Source organism: Sphingobium lignivorans (assembly GCF_014203955.1).
Taxonomy (GTDB): Bacteria; Pseudomonadota; Alphaproteobacteria; order Sphingomonadales; family Sphingomonadaceae; genus Sphingobium; species Sphingobium lignivorans.
In genome coordinates, this window is sequence record NZ_JACHKA010000001.1 from 4,025,377 (window position 1) to 4,040,510 (window position 15,134).

Consider the following 15,134-nt stretch of genomic DNA (forward strand, 5'->3'; position numbering starts at 1 on the left):
TTCCGGACATTTTAGGACACATCCTCAAGCCGGAGTCATGAGGCCAGCAAGGGCCTTAATCGAGCCGCTTCGAAACGCTCCTGCCCGCCAGCAAGCCCAGAACGAGAAAGAGGACGAAAAGGGCAAGGCCGGCAAGGACGAGGATCTTGGCGATGCCGACAAAGGTTCCCGCGGCGCCGCTGAAGCCCAGCAGGGCTGCGATGCCGGCAATGATCAGACAGATGACGGCAAGCCGAATCATGATTTCATCCCTTCCGATGTTCCGGAATGCCAACGCGCCTGGGGGAAGGGCGGTTCCCATCGGGGCAGGCAGTGGACGGCCGCCAGTCCACCCGACTGGGCCATGGGCAGGTCCGTCAGAGGACTAAACGAAGCGAAAGCGGCCGCTCGCCCGCTCAGGGTTTGCGACGGGTCGGCACCGGCATGCTGCAGACGTCGGCCCCGCCTGCAGGCACCTCGAAGAAGGGATCGCTGCGATTGGCGCGCGTGTTCACATAGCGCGCGAAGCTCTCGCTTTCGGTGGACAGATACTGAAATGAAGGCTGCTCGCGAGCGGGGAGATCACTTGCGGTCCGGATGGAAAGGATGGGGACCTGCTGCGCCTCACGCTCGTAGAAACCCAGGGGCCCGGTGCCGCGCGGCAGGGTCGAGAGCTGCTCGATCCCCTCGATCACGCGACCCACGACCGCCACGTTGCGGTCCAGGTGACGCGGGGCATGGCCGATCACGGCGTAGAGCTCCGCGCCCGTTCCCGTGTCCGGCGCCATGCCGCGGCCGACGCCGACCGTGGCATAGCAGTGCACTGGCCACATATGCTCACCGTCCGAAGCAAGTGGCCAGCCCTGCCGGATCTCGACCCAGGGCGCGAAAGCATCCCGTTCGTGCCAGCCGTTAGGCGCCTTCTCCGTGCGCGAGCCGGCCATGGCGAGCTCGGCGATCCGCGCCGCTTCCTTCTGCTCCGAAGCCAGGCTCTCGCTGAAATCGGCCAGCCCGTCGGCGGCGATCGTCCGGGTCATGGCGTCGGCGACGGCGTCCAGAGATGCCTCATAGTCGCTGCGGGGCACCGGTCGCACCGTGGCAGGCACCGGCCGTGCCCGCGCGGCATCTTCCGCGTGCGGATCGCCCCACTGAACCACATAATTGTCCTGCACGCGGTTGATGACGGCCCCATCATACCAGCGCGCCTGCGCCAGCGCCCTGATATTGCTCACCCAGCCCTGGCTGAAAGGCGGGGGCAGGAGCTGAATGACCACGCGCCGCGGCTTCCCCTCGGCATCGGGCGCCAGTGTCATGACCAGCAGGTCGCTTGCCGGGATGTCGATCCAGTCGCTCTGCGGCGCGGCCTGCACGATTTCCGCAGGCGAAAGCGCCGGGCCCTGCGCCTGCACGGCAGCGGAAGGAGCAAGGGTCAGCAAACAGGCGAGGAACCGCGCGCGGGGAGCATATTTCATCATGACGGACATGCCACAGCGCAGAACCTTGCGAAAGTCGCAATAGCCCGCTAGGGCGCCCGAACTCCAGAGCATGCGGAGCGGTGGCCGAGTGGTCGAAGGCGCTCGCCTGGAAAGTGAGTATGGGTCAAAAGCCCATCGAGGGTTCGAATCCCTCCCGCTCCGCCATTTTCCACTTTACCGGCGTTCGCCCATGCTCGGAAAATCCGGATAAATTACAGAAATCGCTTGATAAAGTTCCTCTGGCGATCGGAGGCGTTCGCTGACCTTCGGAAAGTCTTGTGGGACTGGATGTGGGACTGAGGCGGGGTGGCGGTCTTCAACATCCGGCAGCGAAGTGCTATGAATCCCGCATGGGAAAGCTCACCAAAGCGATTATCGAAGGCCTGAAAGAGCCTGGTCGGTATGCCGACGGTGACGGGCTTTATCTCAAGATTTCGCCGAGCGGCGGCAAAAGCTGGGTGCTGCGCATCCAGATCAAGGGCACGAGGCGCGATATTGGCCTCGGCGATGCTCGTTACGTCCCGGCTCAAACGGCGCGCCTTGAAGCCGCCGCAGCAAAGAAGTTGGCGGCGTCTGGCATCGATCCGCTTGAGGAGCGGCGCAAGGTGGCAAAGGTCGTACTGACCTTCGAGCAAGCCGCCAAAAAGGCGCACGCCGAAATGATCAAGGGATGGAAGAACGGAAAGCACACCAAGCAGTGGATCAAGACCCTCGAACTTTACGCCTATCCCAAGCTCGGTAAGCTGAAGGTCGACAAGATCGACGGACCACTCATACGTGACGTGCTGGCCGAGATCTGGCTCGAGATTCCGGAGACCGCGCGACGCGTGCGCCAGCGGATCGGCACGGTGTTGGACTGGTCCTACTCGAACGGCCTCCGCGATACAGAGGCACCGATGCGATCAATCTCGAAAGGTTTGCCTCGACAGCCGAAAAAGACGGGACACTTCGCTGCCCTGCCACATGCAGAGGTGCCGGCATTTCTCGTCCGCCTTCGGGCCAAGGAGCTATCCGCAAGTCAGCTTGCACTTGAAGCTCTGATTCTCACCGCCGTCCGATCCGGCGAGGTTCGGGGCGCGCGGTGGCCCGAATTGAACGAAGACCTCACGCTTTGGAAGATTCCCGGCGATCGGATGAAGGCCGGCGTCGATCATGTCGTACCGCTCTCCCCCCAGGCGGCGGACGTGTTTCGGCGTGCGCAGACCCTTCGAGTCGAGGACTGTGAGCTCGTTTTTCCGTCCAGCATGTCGGCGACGGTACTTTCGGACATGGCGCTTCTCGAGTTGGTGCGCGGCATGGGCGTCGCTGCCACGGTCCACGGGTTCCGATCGAGCTTCCGCGATTGGGCGGCGGAGGAGACCGACGTTGCGCGCGAGATCGCCGAGGCTGCCCTGGCGCACACGCTCGAGAACAAGGTCGAGGCAGCGTATCGACGGACAGATTTCCTGGCAAAGCGGCGTGCGTTGATGGAGGCGTGGGCGAACCACTGCCTCGGCACGCCTAAGTCTCGCGCCCGGAAGCCAGCTCGCGAAAAGTCTTCCTCGGTCGCCCGCGCTTCCGGGGCACCGGCGTTGCGGAGACCGGCTCGCGCTGCCGCTCGATGAAGGCCTCGATGCTTGCACTGATTATTAGGGTGGCGCGCCCGAGCTTTATGATTTCAATCTCACGCGCACCAATCAATTCGTAGATTTTCGTCTTGCCGACACCCAGCAGCCCCGCGGCGTCGGCGACCCGGACCGTCAGGGGGCTGGATCGGAGCGCTCGGTCGGATGGCTTGGTCACGACCGCTGCGCACCCCTCTCCCGAGCTTTTGCGAAGCCCCTGTCGGTCGAAAGGAACGCCGCGAGCATATGCGGGATCAGCTCGGTGACCGGCTCTTCGCTGCCATAGGTGTCCGCGTAGCAGCGTGCATAGTCGCGAAGTGCCTCATGTAGATCGGGCATGACGCTAATGGATAGTTTGACCGGCGTACGATCGGGCAATTTGCCGAGCTTCAATTCCATCTCAGCCCGCCTTTCCGCGCCACGGCGCAAGGATGAGGTCGCGGGTCACCAATACGCGCACGGGCGCACCAGGGCGGATGGTGATCGTCGGCTGAATATCGAGATTGCGTTGCGTAATCTGATCGCCCGCGCGTGCGGTGTTGGATTGGGCGGACTCTCGGATCGCCTGCACGAGATCGCTTTCACCGGAAATCGACAGCTCCGAACCAACTCCGAGCAAGGTGGCGATCGCGACGCCCTTGAGCAGCGTCCACGTGTGAAAATCCACCTTGTCTGCGAGGCCGGCATACCCACCTGCATCGGTCGCGGGCATGTTGTCGAGCCGCACCGAACTTCCGTCAGGCAGGATCAGCCGCTGCCAGATGACCAGAGCGCGACGCTGGCCGAACGCGACCACCGAGTCATATTTGCCGATGAGCCGGGCGCCTTGCGGCACGAGCGGAATATTGCCGGTGACGGTGTCGAATACGTTCTGCGTCACCTGCGCCGTGACCATGCCAGGGAGGTCGGAGTTCAGCCCGGTGATCAGGCTCGCCGAGATCACGCTGCCGGCAAGCAGGCTGTAGGGCGAGACGGGCGCGACCAGCCCGCCCGAGTTGAGATCGCCGCCCGCGTCGCGTGCGGAGGCGAATTGCTCTTTCCGGGTGCCAGCCGGTGTCGAACTGGCGGTTAGCCCGTCAGGCGACGCGACATCGCCATTGGGCGTCGCCGTCGCCACCGTGCCCCGACCACTCGTGGTCTGGGCCATCAGTCCAGACTCGCGCGCGGCCTTCAGATCGGCAAGACGCTGCTGGCGTGCGGCGGCCGCGGTATCGACCGTCGTGGGCGTACTGGTCGCTTCGGCCCGCTCCTGCGCACGTAGGATCGGTCGCCCAAGATCACCCGGCAATGGCGGCCCGAGCTTCGGCGCATCGCCATAGCTGGCCGGCAATCCCGACAGCGCATCCGACGCCGGCTTGCCATCGGTTGCGACAGTTCGCTGTCCTGCGCGACTTGCCGAAAGACCTGCGGCTTCAACGCCATCCAGGCGATGCCCATCAGACTGGCCGAGCCGAGCGCGGCCGCGCCGATGATTGCCCCACGCTTGAAACGGATAGCTCGCGCAGGCCGGGAGCGGATGCTGAGCGTTTCGGGATCGACTTTCGGCGCCGCGATCGGCGGGTCGCTGGCGATGGTGTCGGTCATGCGCCCCTCCGCTTGGCTGGGCGCGATACACGGTCGATGCGGACGACCTGCTGCTTCTTCAGACCGAGCCGCAGCTCGGCCGCGTCGAAGATGCGGTCTACGACATAGAAGCGGTCGCGCAGCCGGTAGTTGACCAGTTCAGCCTTGCCATCCGCGCCGATGACGAAAAGCGGGGGCGCCTCGCCGTTGCCGAGCGATGCCGGAAACTCGACATAGGTCTTCGCCCCATCGTCGAACACGCGCAGCGGACGCCAAGCGGGACGGTCGCCGCTGATCGCATAGTTGAAATGCAGCTGCTCGATTGCCAGCCCTGTCGCCACCGGTGCAGCCGCCTGTGCGGCCTCGGCCTTGCGTCGCAGCGCCGGCAACTCGTCCTGCGGATAGGTCCACCGCATCGATGACAGGGCCGTTGCCGAGGTGCTGACTAGCCGGACGTGATACGCGCGCCTGTCGGTGGTGATGACCAAATTCGTGAGCAGTCCGGCCGAGAAGGGCTTCACCAGGACATGGGTCTGCTTGCCTTCGCCAGAACCGCTTATCGTGTCGCCGATCACCCAGCGGGCGGTATCGCCGCTCGCGACCGCGACGAGGTTCTCGCCGGGCTGGAGCATGATGTCGGTGACGAGCCCGGGCGCGGCGTAGACCTGGAAGATCGTGCCCTCGCTGAACGGATAGACCTGCGCCCCGGCGACGAACCCGGTGGCGGCGGGTTCAATCGTGGCACTGCGCGTCGCCGAGCGCACCGCCTTGAGCGGTGATGCGGGACGGTCCTGCGCGAGCGCGGGGCTTGCGAGGACGATACCGGCGATCACCGGCAACAGGACGAGTTTCATGGGTTCTTCTCCTGCGAGTTGGACGGGGTTGGTGCATCCGTTTGGACACCCAGGGTGGGATCGAGCGGCGATCCGAGCGGAAGCGTCGGTTCGGGCTGCGCTACCGGGCGGGCAGCGGGAGGCGCGGTGGGCGCCGTGTCGAGTTCGCGGCTCCAGTCGATGGCGTCGACATAGATGCCGAGCGGGTTCTTACGCAGGACATCGGCCGATGCCGGCGGGCGCGTGACCGTGGTCACGATCGCCGTCCAGCGGCTGACGCCCGCCTGAGACCCGCGCTCGAACGCCGTCTCCGTCCACTTCACCTGGAACGACTTGTCGGACGCCCGCACGACGCTGGTGACCTGCACCGAGACGGTGCGCTCGCCGACATTCGCGAACGGGGCTGCCGAGCGGGCATATTCGCCGAGGAACTGCGCGCCCCGCTTGGTCGCGAAGTCATAGGCTTCGAGCCAGTCGCGGCGCATCAGCACCGGGTCGAGCGACACAGCGCGGACATTGGTGATGAAATGTGAGAGGTGCCACGCGACCTGCGGATCGGTTGGGCGATAGTCGACATCGGCCGCCTGCACCGCGCGCGCTTCGCCGAGGCGGTCGACCTCGACCACATAGGGCGTCACCCGGCTTTGCAGCGACTGCCATGCAAGGCCGGCGGATGTCCCCGCGGTCAGGACGAGGCAACCGAACGCCATCAGCCGCCAGTTGCGTGCCTGCACCCGTGCCGACCCGATCCGCTCGTCCCAGAGCTGGCCGGCGCGCTGGTAGGGCGTCTCGGGAGGTGGCGTGCGCCCGTAGCGCTGCGCACTTCGCTTGAAGAACATGGCTCAGTCGTTCCTTTCCTTGATGTCGGGAGTGGCGGACGCGCCGCCGCGATCGCCTTGCTGGAGCGTATGGATCGCGAGTTGGCGGCGATGGCGGCTGGTCTGCTGGTCACGCATTGCCCGTGCCCAGGCGGGCGTGCCGCCGGTCTCCCCGCCGCCGCCCGGTCCACCCGAAGACGGTGCCGAAGAACCTTGGGCCGAGTTCTGGTTGAGCGCGTTCCATGCTGCTTGCCGGCCGCCAGCCGCGGCTTCGCCAAGACCCAACGATCCGCTGACACGCGACCGCGCGGCGTTTCCGGCAGCGCGCGCGACGCCGCCGAGGCCAGCACCGACCGAAGGCGTGGACGCCGTTTCCTTGCCGAGGCTGTAGGCGGTCGATGCCGCCGACCCCATCGAGGTGCCGGCGCGGACAGCGCCAACCGCCGCGCCACCGAGCGCGCGTGCCCCGCCGACCGCCGCGCCGCCCGCGAGCATCGTGACGCCAGCCGCGCCGAGTGTGGTGCCGAGTGCAGCGCCTGCGCCGAGTTGCGGCGCGCCGGAGACGAGGCCCGAGGCGATCGCAGGGCCGAAGATGCCGAGCCCGAACAGTGACAGGCTGGCCAGGACGAGGCTCATGGCCTGGCCGACGTCCGGCTCCTGCCCCTGAAGCGCGTCGGTGAACTCGGTGAAGAAATTGGAGCCGATGCCGACAATGACGGCGAGCACCATCACCTTGATGCCGGAACTGACGACATTGCCCAGCACACGCTCGGCGAGGAAGCTGGTCCGGTTCCAAAGCGCGAACGGCACCAGGATGAAGCCGGCGAGGCTCGTCAGCTTGAACTCGAGGATGCAGACGAACATCTGCACGGCGAGAATGAAGAAGGCGACGATCACCAGCGCCCAGGCGAACAGCAGCACCATGATCGTCAGGAAATTGTCGAAGAAGGTCGTGAACCCGACCATCTCGCTCGCCTGTTCGAGCAGCGGCCATGCCGCCGAAAAGCCGGTGCCCGCCAGACGCCCGGGCTTGAGCAGGTCGTCCGCGGACAGCGTGCCGCCGCCGGCGGTGAGGCCCGCCTGCGCGAACGAGCGGAAGATGATGTCGGCAAGGGTCGAGAAGCTATTCAGGATGAACGCGAACGCGCCGACATAGAGGATCTTCTTCAGGAAGCGGCCGATGACATTGTCCTCGCCGCCCATCGCCCAGAACAGGCCGGCGAGCGTGATGTCGATGCCGATCAACATTGCGGTCAGGAACCCGACTTCAGGCCCGAGTAGCCCGAACCCGCTGTCGATGTAGGTGATGAACGCCTGCAGGAAGCGATCGATGACGTTGAGGTCGTTCAAGGCGGTTCTTCCTGCGTACGTGAAAGGTATGTCGCGGGACGCGGCTGGGGGAGCTGCGCCGCGCCCCGCGACGGCGACCGGCGGCCGGAGGGGGGCCGTCAGTCGCTGGTGACCGGATCGGGCCGTGCGGCCGACGGGGGCTATTGCGGCGTGTAGGCCGATCCGGAGCCGAGGAACTTCTTGGTCGCCGCGCGAGCTTCCGCGGCCTGCGTCGCGCGGCGCGCTTGTTCGACCGCTTCGCTGCGAAACTGCGCCGCCATCATGTGCTGAAGCTGGAACTGCTGCTTGGCGGTAAGCGCGAGGAGCTGGTTGGTCGCCTGCTGTGCCTGGAGCGACCCTTCCGCACCTTGGCTGCGCGCGACGATGTCGGCGAGCGCCCCGGTGTCGGTCTGGATGTTCTCGACGACCTGCGCCTGCACCGTCATCGTCTGGCGGAATGCGCCCATGCTGGCATCCAGCCGCGCGCGGGCGTCGCGGATGCGGGCATCGGTGCGCAGCGCCGACGAGAAGTCCTGCGGGAACAGCGACTGGAACTTGTCGTCGAGCTGGTCGACCCGGAAGTCGATCGCCTGCGCGCGGCCCATCAGGCGGTCGATCTCGGCGAGCTTGCGCTTCAGCGCTTCGAGCTGCGGGAAGTCGATGCGGCTGAGGTTCTTGCCCATGTTCACCAGCATCTGCGCTTCGTTCTGGAGCTGCTGGATCTGCTGGTTGACACTCTGGAGCGTGCGCGCGGCGGTCAGGATGTTCTGCGCATAGTTGCTGGGATCGAACACGACGCCGCCGAACTGTGCATGGGCCGGCGTCGCGGTCATCGTGATCACGCCCATGCCGAGCGAGCCGCAGGTACCGAGGCCGAGGACGGCCGCGATCACATGCTTTCGAGTAGGGATACGCATTACTTGTCTCCTTCTTGGGGGGCTTGGGGAGTGGGAGGACCGGGGAAGTCAGCGGCGAGATCGGCGGCCCAGTCGAGGCCGGCATTGCGCAGGAAGGCTTCGGCAAAGCGGTCGCGGCCATGTTCGGCGAAGGTCGCATCGATCCGCGCCTGCGCCGCAGGGTCGGACGAGCCGCATAGCGCGAGCGCGACCGGACCGAGGCCCAGTTCGAACAGCCGGTTGCCGCGCGCGGATTGGAGGTAATAGTGCCGCTTGGGCGTCGCTCGCGCGATCAGCTCGATCTGACGGTCGTTGAGGCCGAAGCGCGCATAGATGTCATGGCCCTGCGGCTCGCTCGCGCGGTCGTTGGGGAGCAGGATGCGCTGCGGACAGCTTTCGATGATGGCTGGGGCAATCGCGGAGCCGGCGATGTCGGCAAGGCTCTGCGTCGCGAACAGCACCGCGACATTCTTCTTGCGCAGCACCTTCAGCCATTCGCGGATGCGCGCGGCGAACAGCGGATGGTCGAGGAAGATCCAAGCCTCGTCGAGGATCAGCAGGGTCGGCCGCCCGTCGAACCGCTCCTCCAGCCTGTGGAACAGATAGGTCAGCACCGGCGCGACCGCTCCGGTCTGTCCCATCAGCGCCTCGGTCTCGAAGCATTGGACGTCGGCGGGCGTGAGATGCTGTTCGGCCGCATCCAGCAACCGGCCGTGCGGCCCTTCGAGCGTATAGGGCTGAAGCGCGATGCGCAGCGCGTTCGACTGGAGCAGCAGCGCGAGGCCGGTCATGGTCCGCTCCTCGCGCGGGGCAGAGGCAAGGCTGCCAAGCGCCGTCCAGATCGCATCCTTCACTTCGGGCGTGACGGGTACATTCTCGTGCGCCAGCAACGCCGCGATCCATTCGGCGGCCCAGCTGCGCTCATTGGCGTCGTCGATGTTCGCGAGCGGCTGGAAGGCGAGCGTCTCGCCGTCGGCTTCGGCCGATCCGAGGGCATGATGGGCGCCGCCCATCGCCAGCACGGCGGCACGCGCGCTGTTGCCCTTGTCGAAGATATAGATCTGAGCGGCCGGGTAGCGGCGGAACTGGAGCGCGATCAGGCTCAACAGCACCGACTTGCCGGCGCCGGTCGGTCCAACGACCATCATGTGCCCGACATCGCCGACATGAGTGGAGAGCCGGAACGGCGTCGAACCGGCGGTCTTCGCGACCAGCAGTGGCGGACCATCGAGATGCGCGTTGCGCACCGGGCCGGCCCATACCGACGAGAGCGGCATCAGGTGCGCGAGGTTGAGCGTGTGGACCAGCGGCTGCCGGACATTCGCATAGACATGCCCCGGCAGCGACGAGAGCCAGGCTTCGACCGCGTTAACGCTCTCGCGCACGCAGGTGAAGCCGAGACCGTTGACGATGCGCTCGACAGCGCGGACCTTGTCCTCGACCGCGGCACGGCTGCGATCGGTGACGGTGATCGTCGTGGTCAGATAGCCGAAGGCGACATGGTCGCCGCCGAGTGCCTGAAGCGCCTGGTCGGCCTCGCCGACCTCGGGTTCGGCTGTCCCGAGCTTGGCCCGTTCAGCCTCTCGGAAATCGCCTCGGTACGGCTTCCCTACGGCCTGCGGATCGAGCGCGACATCGCGTTCGAAGGCCGGTTCGCACTGTCGATCTGGGCAGCGTGGAGCCGCCGCGCCGGGTCGATCATCCACGGCGAGGCGCTGCTGCGCCGGATGCCAAAAGGTCAGGAAATCGGGCCGCCGCCCGAACTGTGAGCAAGCCCGCCGGTCCCGGCGGGGACCGGCTTTCATCAGAAAGGAATGACCCATGACCCTTATGTTCATCGCGCAGGACCGCCTGTCGGTCAGCAAGACCAACATGCGGCACAGCCGCAAGGCCCCAGATGTCAGCGACATCCTGCCCACCATCCGCAAGCGCGGCGTGATCCAGACTTTGCTGGTCCGCGCCTGCCAGGCCGAAGGCGATTATGAGATCGTCGCGGGCGCGCGGCGCTTCCACGCCGCACAGCTGGTCGCTGCCGAAACCGGCGAGGGCCGAGCCGCTGCCGTGCCGCGTGCTGGCGGCTGGCGACGACGCCGCCGCCATCGAGGCGTCGATGATCGAGAACCTCGCGCGGCTCGACGCCGACGAGGTGACGCAATGGGAAACATTCACTCGGCTGGTCAGGGAAGGCCGCGAAGTGGCGGACATTTCCGAGACCTTCGGGCTTCCCGAACTCACCATCCGCCGCGTGCTGGCGCTCGGCAATCTCATGCCGCGCGTCCGCGACCTCTACCGCCGCGAGGAGATCGACCGGGCGACCGTTCGCCACCTCACCATGGCGAGCAAGGCGCAGCAGCGCGCTTGGCTGGCGCTGCTCGACGACTCGAATGCCTATGTCCCGACTGGCCACAATCTCAAGGCGTGGCTGCTCGGCGGGCAGTCGATCAGCGCCGCGCATGCACTGTTCGACCTCGACGGGTTCAAGGGCGCGTTGGTCGCCGACCTGTTCGGCGAGGACCGCTATTTCGCGGACGCCGATGCGTTCTGGACTGCGCAGAATGCGGCGATCGACGAGCGGCGCGAAGCCTATCTCGACGCCGGTTGGAGCGATGTCGTGATCGTGCCGCCGAGCGAGCACTTCGCCACTTGGGAGTATGAGAAGGCAGCGAAGCGCAAAGGCGGGCGCGTCTATGTCGATGTCCGGCAAACAGGCGAGGTGACCTTCCACGAAGGTTATCTGACCCGCGCCGAGGCCCGCCGCGTTGCGCGTGGCGAGCCGGTGACAAGCGCCGAGAAGCCTACACGGCCCGAGATCACCAGCGCCATGCAGACCTATGTCGACCTGCACCGCCATGCCGCCGTGCGCGCCGCGATGTGCGGCCATGGCGGGGTGGCGCTGCGCTTGATGGTCGCCCATGCCATCGTCGGTTCGCCGCTCTGGACCGTGCGCCCCGACGCGCAGTCCACGCGGAACGACGATGTGCGCGAGAGCGTCGAGACCAGCCTCGCCGAAACCCGCTTCGATGAGCATCGCCGCGCGGTGCTGGCGGTGCTTGACCTCTCGCCCGACGAGCCGACCGTTACCGGCGGCAATGGCGACGACCATGGCCTTTGCCAGCTGTTCCACCGCCTGCTGGAGCTTCCCGATGGCGTCGTGCTCGACATCGTCGCGGTGGCGATGGGCGAGACGCTGGCGGTCGGCAGTGCCGCCGTCGAGGCGGTCGGCAACCATCTTGCCATCGACATGGCCGATTGGTGGGAGGCCGATGCCTGCCTGTTCGAACTGGTCCGCGACCGCGAGGTGTCGCACGCATTGCTCGCCGAAATCGCGGGCGATGTCGTCGCCAAGGCCAACGAGAACGAGAAGGCCAAGACCGTCCGGAAGATCGCCCGCGATCATATCGCGGGGGCCGATGGACGCGCGAAGGTCGAGCGATGGGTGCCGCGCTGGATGCGATTCGCGCCCTCCGCCTACACGGCGCGCGGTGGGGTCGGGACGGTCGCCGCCGCCGCCCGCGCGGCGCGCGTGGAGCCTCGGCCCGAGCCGGAGAAGCTCGCCGCCTGATCGGAAAAGGGACGCGGGCGGCGGGTCAAGGACCGCCCGCGTCTCCCCGGCTTGCGACCCGAGGTCCGAAAAAATCGCGCCGCGCGCCTCGACCCCAGCATCGGGTGAACAGCGCCCCACGCTGTTCAAGTCATGCCGGGGGCATGACCGACCCGATGCTCCTCGGCGCGCGGCTAGTTTGGCTGGCTGCCGACACAGTCGAGCAGCAGCAGGCGCAGTTGCCGGGCGTTCTCCGCGAGCGCGGCTTCGTCGGCTTCGCCGTCATTCTCCAGCGCCACCGACAGCGCCGTGATCACCGCCCCGAGCAGTTGCAGGCGCACGGTGGCGGCGTCGAGCGCGCGCGCCGACGTCCTGGCCAGCCTCGCCGCGTCCGCGAGATCGTCAATGGCGGCCTGCGCCGCCATGCCGGTCGAGATGCCTGTGGGCATCATCGTCTCGATCGTTTCGAGCAGCGCATCGGCATGCCGTTGCAGGCCGCTGGCGTCGCGCATCAGGCTGTCGACGAGTTCGGAAACCTTCGCCGTCACCGCTTGGCGAGCCGGTCCTTGAGCGCCCTCGCGGCCCGGAATCCGACCCGCGTCGAGGGGCCGATCACGATCGTTTCGTCGCTCCTCGGGTTGCGGCCCGGCCGCGCGGCACGCCGCGATACCGAGAATTTGCCGAACCCGGCGAGCGCGACATCGCCCTTAGTGACGCCGTCCGCGATCGCTTCGAGCACCGCCGCCACCTGCGCGCGGGCGTCAGCCTTGCTGATTCCATGACGCGCGGCGAGCGCATCGGCGATGTCTTTGCTGGCCAATGTTCCGCCCCCTTATTTGGCTGCCGGCTCCGCTAAGGGATACGGAGCCGACGCCGGTTGAGACATGCGATCACGGGCTTTGGGTAACGCCGAGCGTGCTGATGACACCGCTTTTCTGATCGACACCGCCCGATGACCTCTTCTGGACGGCGGCCTGCGGCAGGCCGTCCGGCCCCGCAACGCGGGGCCACGAACTATCTTCCCCGGGCGCGTCCCGCGCCCTCCTCGCGCAGCAAGATAGCCCGCGCCCCGCGCCCTCCGCTGTGCTTCGGCCCTGTGGGTGCAGCGCCGTCCTGGCTGCCGCCGATGTCCGCCTGTCGAGGCCGCAACGGACGGCTTCGCGAGCAAAAGGAGATGACATCATGGCACAGATCGGCACCTTCACCCGCGACGAGAGCGGCATTTTCTCCGGCACGATCCGGACCCTCACCCTCAACACCAAGGCCACGATCCGGCCGAGCGAGCGCGACAACGACAAGGCTCCCGACCACCGAATCTACGCCGGCGCGGTCGAGATTGGGGCGGCGTGGACCAAGTCCGCGCGCGAGACCGGCACGGAATATCTCAGCCTCAAGATCGACGATCCGTCGCTGCCCGCGCCGATCTACGCGCAACTCGTCCAAGGCGACCTTCCCGAGTGGAAGCTGATCTGGTCGCGGTGACCGGGCACCGGGGGTGTCGAAACCGGAAATCGGTTCGACACTCCCGCCGCCGGGTCGGGCGCGGGAGGTTCGGGGACGCGCCGGCACTCTCGCCGCCGCGAGATTCGGATCCCGACGACCATGCAGGACGACACCGACATCGACAGGGCCGGCCGCGCAAAGCGCGGCTCGCCCTTTCTCACGACCGACCAGGCTGCGGCCTATCTGAAGATCTCAGCCAAATCGCTGAAGCGGCTGCGGCGCGACGGCAAAGGGCCGGCGTTCCGCCGTCATTGCCGCTTCGTCCAATATCACATCGACGACCTCGACAGCTGGAGCCGCGACAGCGGTGCGCAGGAGAAATGCCAGTGAGCGGGCGTCGGCAGGCGGGCGGCGAGGCGCAGCTGCTCGCCTGGGGCGACGCCTTGCGGGTTGCGAAGCTGCGTCGCCGCAGGCTCAAAATTCGCATGGCCGTGGCCGCGATCGGCATGGCGATCGTGCTCGGCTCCGCTGTTTTTCCGCCCGCGCCACGGCTCGTCTGGAACGCCTCGGCGAGCGCGCCGATCGGCCTTTACGCGGTATCGCCCGGGGGGCTTGCCGAGCCCGGCGACATGGTGATTGCGCGTGTGCCCGAGCCGTATCGCCGGCTCGCCGCGACCCGCCGCTACCTGCCGATCAACGTGCCGCTGGTGAAGCGCGTGAAGGCCGCTGCCGGCGACGAGGTCTGCGCGCTCGGGCAGGAAATCTTCGTCAACGGGCGCTGGATCGCCGAGCGCCTTGTCGCCGATGGAGCCGGCCGGCGAATGCCGCTGTGGAGCGGCTGCGTCCGGCTTCGCGGGCGGCAGGTGTTCCTGCTGATGGATGCGCAGGCATCGTTCGATGGGCGCTATTTCGGGGTGACCGAGGGCGATGACATCATCGGCAAGGCGCGGCTGCTATGGGCACGGTGAGGCTCTGGATCGCCGCCGTCGCGCTGGCGTTCGCCAGTCCCGCGCACGCGGAAACCGTCGCCAAGTGGCGATCCTATATCAACGAGGCTTCGGCCCGGTTCGGCGTACCGGTCGCGTGGATCGAGCGCGTGATGCGAGCCGAAAGCGGTGGGCGGACGACCCTGGCCGGCCGTCCGATCCGCTCATCTGCGGGTGCGATGGGCCTGATGCAGTTGATGCCCGGCACCTGGGCCGATATGCGCGAGCGGTTGGGGCTCGGCACCAACCCGGACGATCCGCACGAGAACATCCTAGCCGGCACGCTCTACCTCCGGCTGATGTACGATCGGTTCGGTTATCCCGGCGTGTTCGCAGCCTACAACGCCGGTCCCAAGCGCTATGCAGACTATCTGGCCGGACGGGTCAGGCTGCCGTCCGAGACGGTCGGCTACCTCGCCAGCGTCGCGCCTGCCGTACCAGGCCCGGTGCCTACGCCGGTGCGTCCAGCGGCTCCACCGTCGATCTTCGCAGTGCGCAGGGATGTGCGGGCAGCGGGTCCAGCGGAGACTAATCCTTCCCCAACGTCGTCGCTTTTCGTCGCACTGTCGCAGCGGAATTGATCGTGATGTGGTGCGTGACCGAGAGGGAGGAAGCTCGTCTCGACAGACCCAGCATGACGGCTGGCGGAGCGGCTCTCAAACGCCGT

Annotated in this window: 17 protein-coding genes, 1 tRNA gene and 3 pseudogenes; 9 read left to right on the top strand and 12 right to left on the bottom strand. The window is 66.9% G+C overall.

The features are described 5' to 3' along the window. Positions 1-55: 55 nt before the first annotated feature. The gene (locus HNP60_RS18800) at positions 56-241 is read right to left on the bottom strand and encodes a DUF1328 domain-containing protein (protein WP_014078111.1); all 186 of its coding nucleotides are present in this window, start codon (positions 239-241) and stop codon (positions 56-58) included. A gap of 154 nt (positions 242-395) precedes the next feature. Further along, positions 396-1,463, bottom strand: a complete 1,068-nt coding sequence (locus tag HNP60_RS18805; protein WP_184156503.1) for a peptidylprolyl isomerase — start codon at positions 1,461-1,463, stop codon at positions 396-398. A 65-nt stretch (positions 1,464-1,528) separates the two neighbouring features. Between HNP60_RS18805 and HNP60_RS18810 the strand changes: the two genes are divergently transcribed. Further along, a tRNA-Ser gene (locus tag HNP60_RS18810) sits at positions 1,529-1,619 on the top strand. Between the two features lie 185 nt (positions 1,620-1,804). After that, positions 1,805-3,058 (top strand): tyrosine-type recombinase/integrase, encoded by a 1,254-nt coding sequence (locus HNP60_RS18815; protein ID WP_184156505.1) that lies wholly within the window; start codon positions 1,805-1,807, stop codon positions 3,056-3,058. Here HNP60_RS18815 and HNP60_RS20235 read toward each other — a convergent pair. From HNP60_RS20235 to HNP60_RS18855, 8 genes and pseudogenes are all read right to left on the bottom strand, one after another. Next, complete coding sequence (locus HNP60_RS20235) at positions 2,955-3,236, bottom strand: helix-turn-helix domain-containing protein (RefSeq protein ID WP_184156508.1); 282 nt, start codon at positions 3,234-3,236, stop codon at positions 2,955-2,957. The two genes, HNP60_RS18815 and HNP60_RS20235, sit on opposite strands and share 104 nt — an antisense overlap. Then, entirely contained in the window at positions 3,233-3,457 is a 225-nt protein-coding gene (locus HNP60_RS18825) for a DUF2274 domain-containing protein (protein ID WP_184156510.1), read from the bottom strand. The genes HNP60_RS20235 and HNP60_RS18825 overlap by 4 nt, the downstream gene beginning before the upstream one ends. 1 nt (position 3,458) lies before the next feature. Next, a pseudogene (locus HNP60_RS20380) lies at positions 3,459-4,642 on the bottom strand (TraB/TrbI/VirB10 family type IV secretion system protein). Then, positions 4,639-5,475, bottom strand: coding sequence for a P-type conjugative transfer protein TrbG (gene trbG / locus HNP60_RS18835; protein ID WP_184156512.1), 837 nt, complete (start codon positions 5,473-5,475; stop codon positions 4,639-4,641). The pseudogene HNP60_RS20380 and the gene trbG overlap by 4 nt, the downstream one beginning before the upstream one ends. Then, a complete protein-coding gene (gene trbF / locus HNP60_RS18840; RefSeq protein WP_184156514.1) occupies positions 5,472-6,293 on the bottom strand; it encodes a conjugal transfer protein TrbF in 822 nt (273 codons plus the stop codon). Before trbF ends, trbG begins: the two co-directional genes overlap by 4 nt. Before the next feature lie 3 nt (positions 6,294-6,296). After that, positions 6,297-7,622 (bottom strand): P-type conjugative transfer protein TrbL, encoded by a 1,326-nt coding sequence (trbL, locus tag HNP60_RS18845; protein ID WP_184156516.1) that lies wholly within the window; start codon positions 7,620-7,622, stop codon positions 6,297-6,299. A 140-nt stretch (positions 7,623-7,762) separates the two neighbouring features. Next, positions 7,763-8,518 carry a P-type conjugative transfer protein TrbJ gene (gene trbJ / locus HNP60_RS18850; protein ID WP_184156518.1) on the bottom strand — a complete coding sequence of 252 codons (756 nt, stop codon included), beginning with the start codon at positions 8,516-8,518 and terminating at the stop codon, positions 7,763-7,765. Next, positions 8,518-10,041, bottom strand: a pseudogene (locus HNP60_RS18855) (TraG/VirB4 family ATPase); the annotation flags it as partial. The pseudogene HNP60_RS18855 and the gene trbJ, both read right to left, overlap by 1 nt. Here HNP60_RS18855 and HNP60_RS18860 point away from each other — a divergent pair. The 3 genes and pseudogenes from HNP60_RS18860 to HNP60_RS18865 all read left to right on the top strand — a co-directional run bounded on the left by HNP60_RS18860 (position 9,997) and on the right by HNP60_RS18865 (position 12,059). Beyond that, a complete protein-coding gene (locus HNP60_RS18860) occupies positions 9,997-10,266 on the top strand; it encodes a DUF2958 domain-containing protein (protein WP_184157189.1) in 270 nt (89 codons plus the stop codon). The pseudogene HNP60_RS18855 and the gene HNP60_RS18860 overlap by 45 nt on opposite strands. A 103-nt stretch (positions 10,267-10,369) precedes the next feature. Continuing rightward, positions 10,370-10,477: pseudogene (locus HNP60_RS20250) on the top strand (hypothetical protein); the annotation flags it as partial. A gap of 1 nt (position 10,478) precedes the next feature. Next, complete coding sequence (locus tag HNP60_RS18865) at positions 10,479-12,059, top strand: ParB/RepB/Spo0J family partition protein (RefSeq protein ID WP_338056743.1); 1,581 nt, start codon at positions 10,479-10,481, stop codon at positions 12,057-12,059. 173 nt (positions 12,060-12,232) lie between these two features. On the opposite strand, the gene HNP60_RS18870 is transcribed toward HNP60_RS18865, so the two are convergent. Then, on the bottom strand, positions 12,233-12,586 hold the full coding sequence (locus HNP60_RS18870; RefSeq protein ID WP_184156520.1) for a hypothetical protein: 354 nt from the start codon (positions 12,584-12,586) through the stop codon (positions 12,233-12,235). Continuing rightward, on the bottom strand, positions 12,583-12,858 hold the full coding sequence (locus HNP60_RS18875; RefSeq protein WP_184156522.1) for an HU family DNA-binding protein: 276 nt from the start codon (positions 12,856-12,858) through the stop codon (positions 12,583-12,585). The genes HNP60_RS18870 and HNP60_RS18875 overlap by 4 nt, the downstream gene beginning before the upstream one ends. A 362-nt stretch (positions 12,859-13,220) precedes the next feature. Here HNP60_RS18875 and HNP60_RS18880 point away from each other — a divergent pair, with 362 nt between their 5' ends. From HNP60_RS18880 to HNP60_RS18895, 4 genes are all read left to right on the top strand, one after another. Next, positions 13,221-13,520, top strand: coding sequence for a DUF736 domain-containing protein (locus HNP60_RS18880; RefSeq protein WP_047166849.1), 300 nt, complete (start codon positions 13,221-13,223; stop codon positions 13,518-13,520). A 120-nt stretch (positions 13,521-13,640) separates the two neighbouring features. Next, entirely contained in the window at positions 13,641-13,871 is a 231-nt protein-coding gene (locus HNP60_RS18885) for a helix-turn-helix domain-containing protein (RefSeq protein WP_184156525.1), read from the top strand. Further along, positions 13,868-14,449, top strand: a complete 582-nt coding sequence (locus HNP60_RS18890; RefSeq protein WP_338056744.1) for a S26 family signal peptidase — start codon at positions 13,868-13,870, stop codon at positions 14,447-14,449. Before HNP60_RS18885 ends, HNP60_RS18890 begins: the two co-directional genes overlap by 4 nt. Then, entirely contained in the window at positions 14,437-15,048 is a 612-nt protein-coding gene (locus tag HNP60_RS18895; RefSeq protein ID WP_184156529.1) for a lytic transglycosylase domain-containing protein, read from the top strand. The genes HNP60_RS18890 and HNP60_RS18895 overlap by 13 nt, the downstream gene beginning before the upstream one ends. Positions 15,049-15,134: the final 86 nt, after the last annotated feature.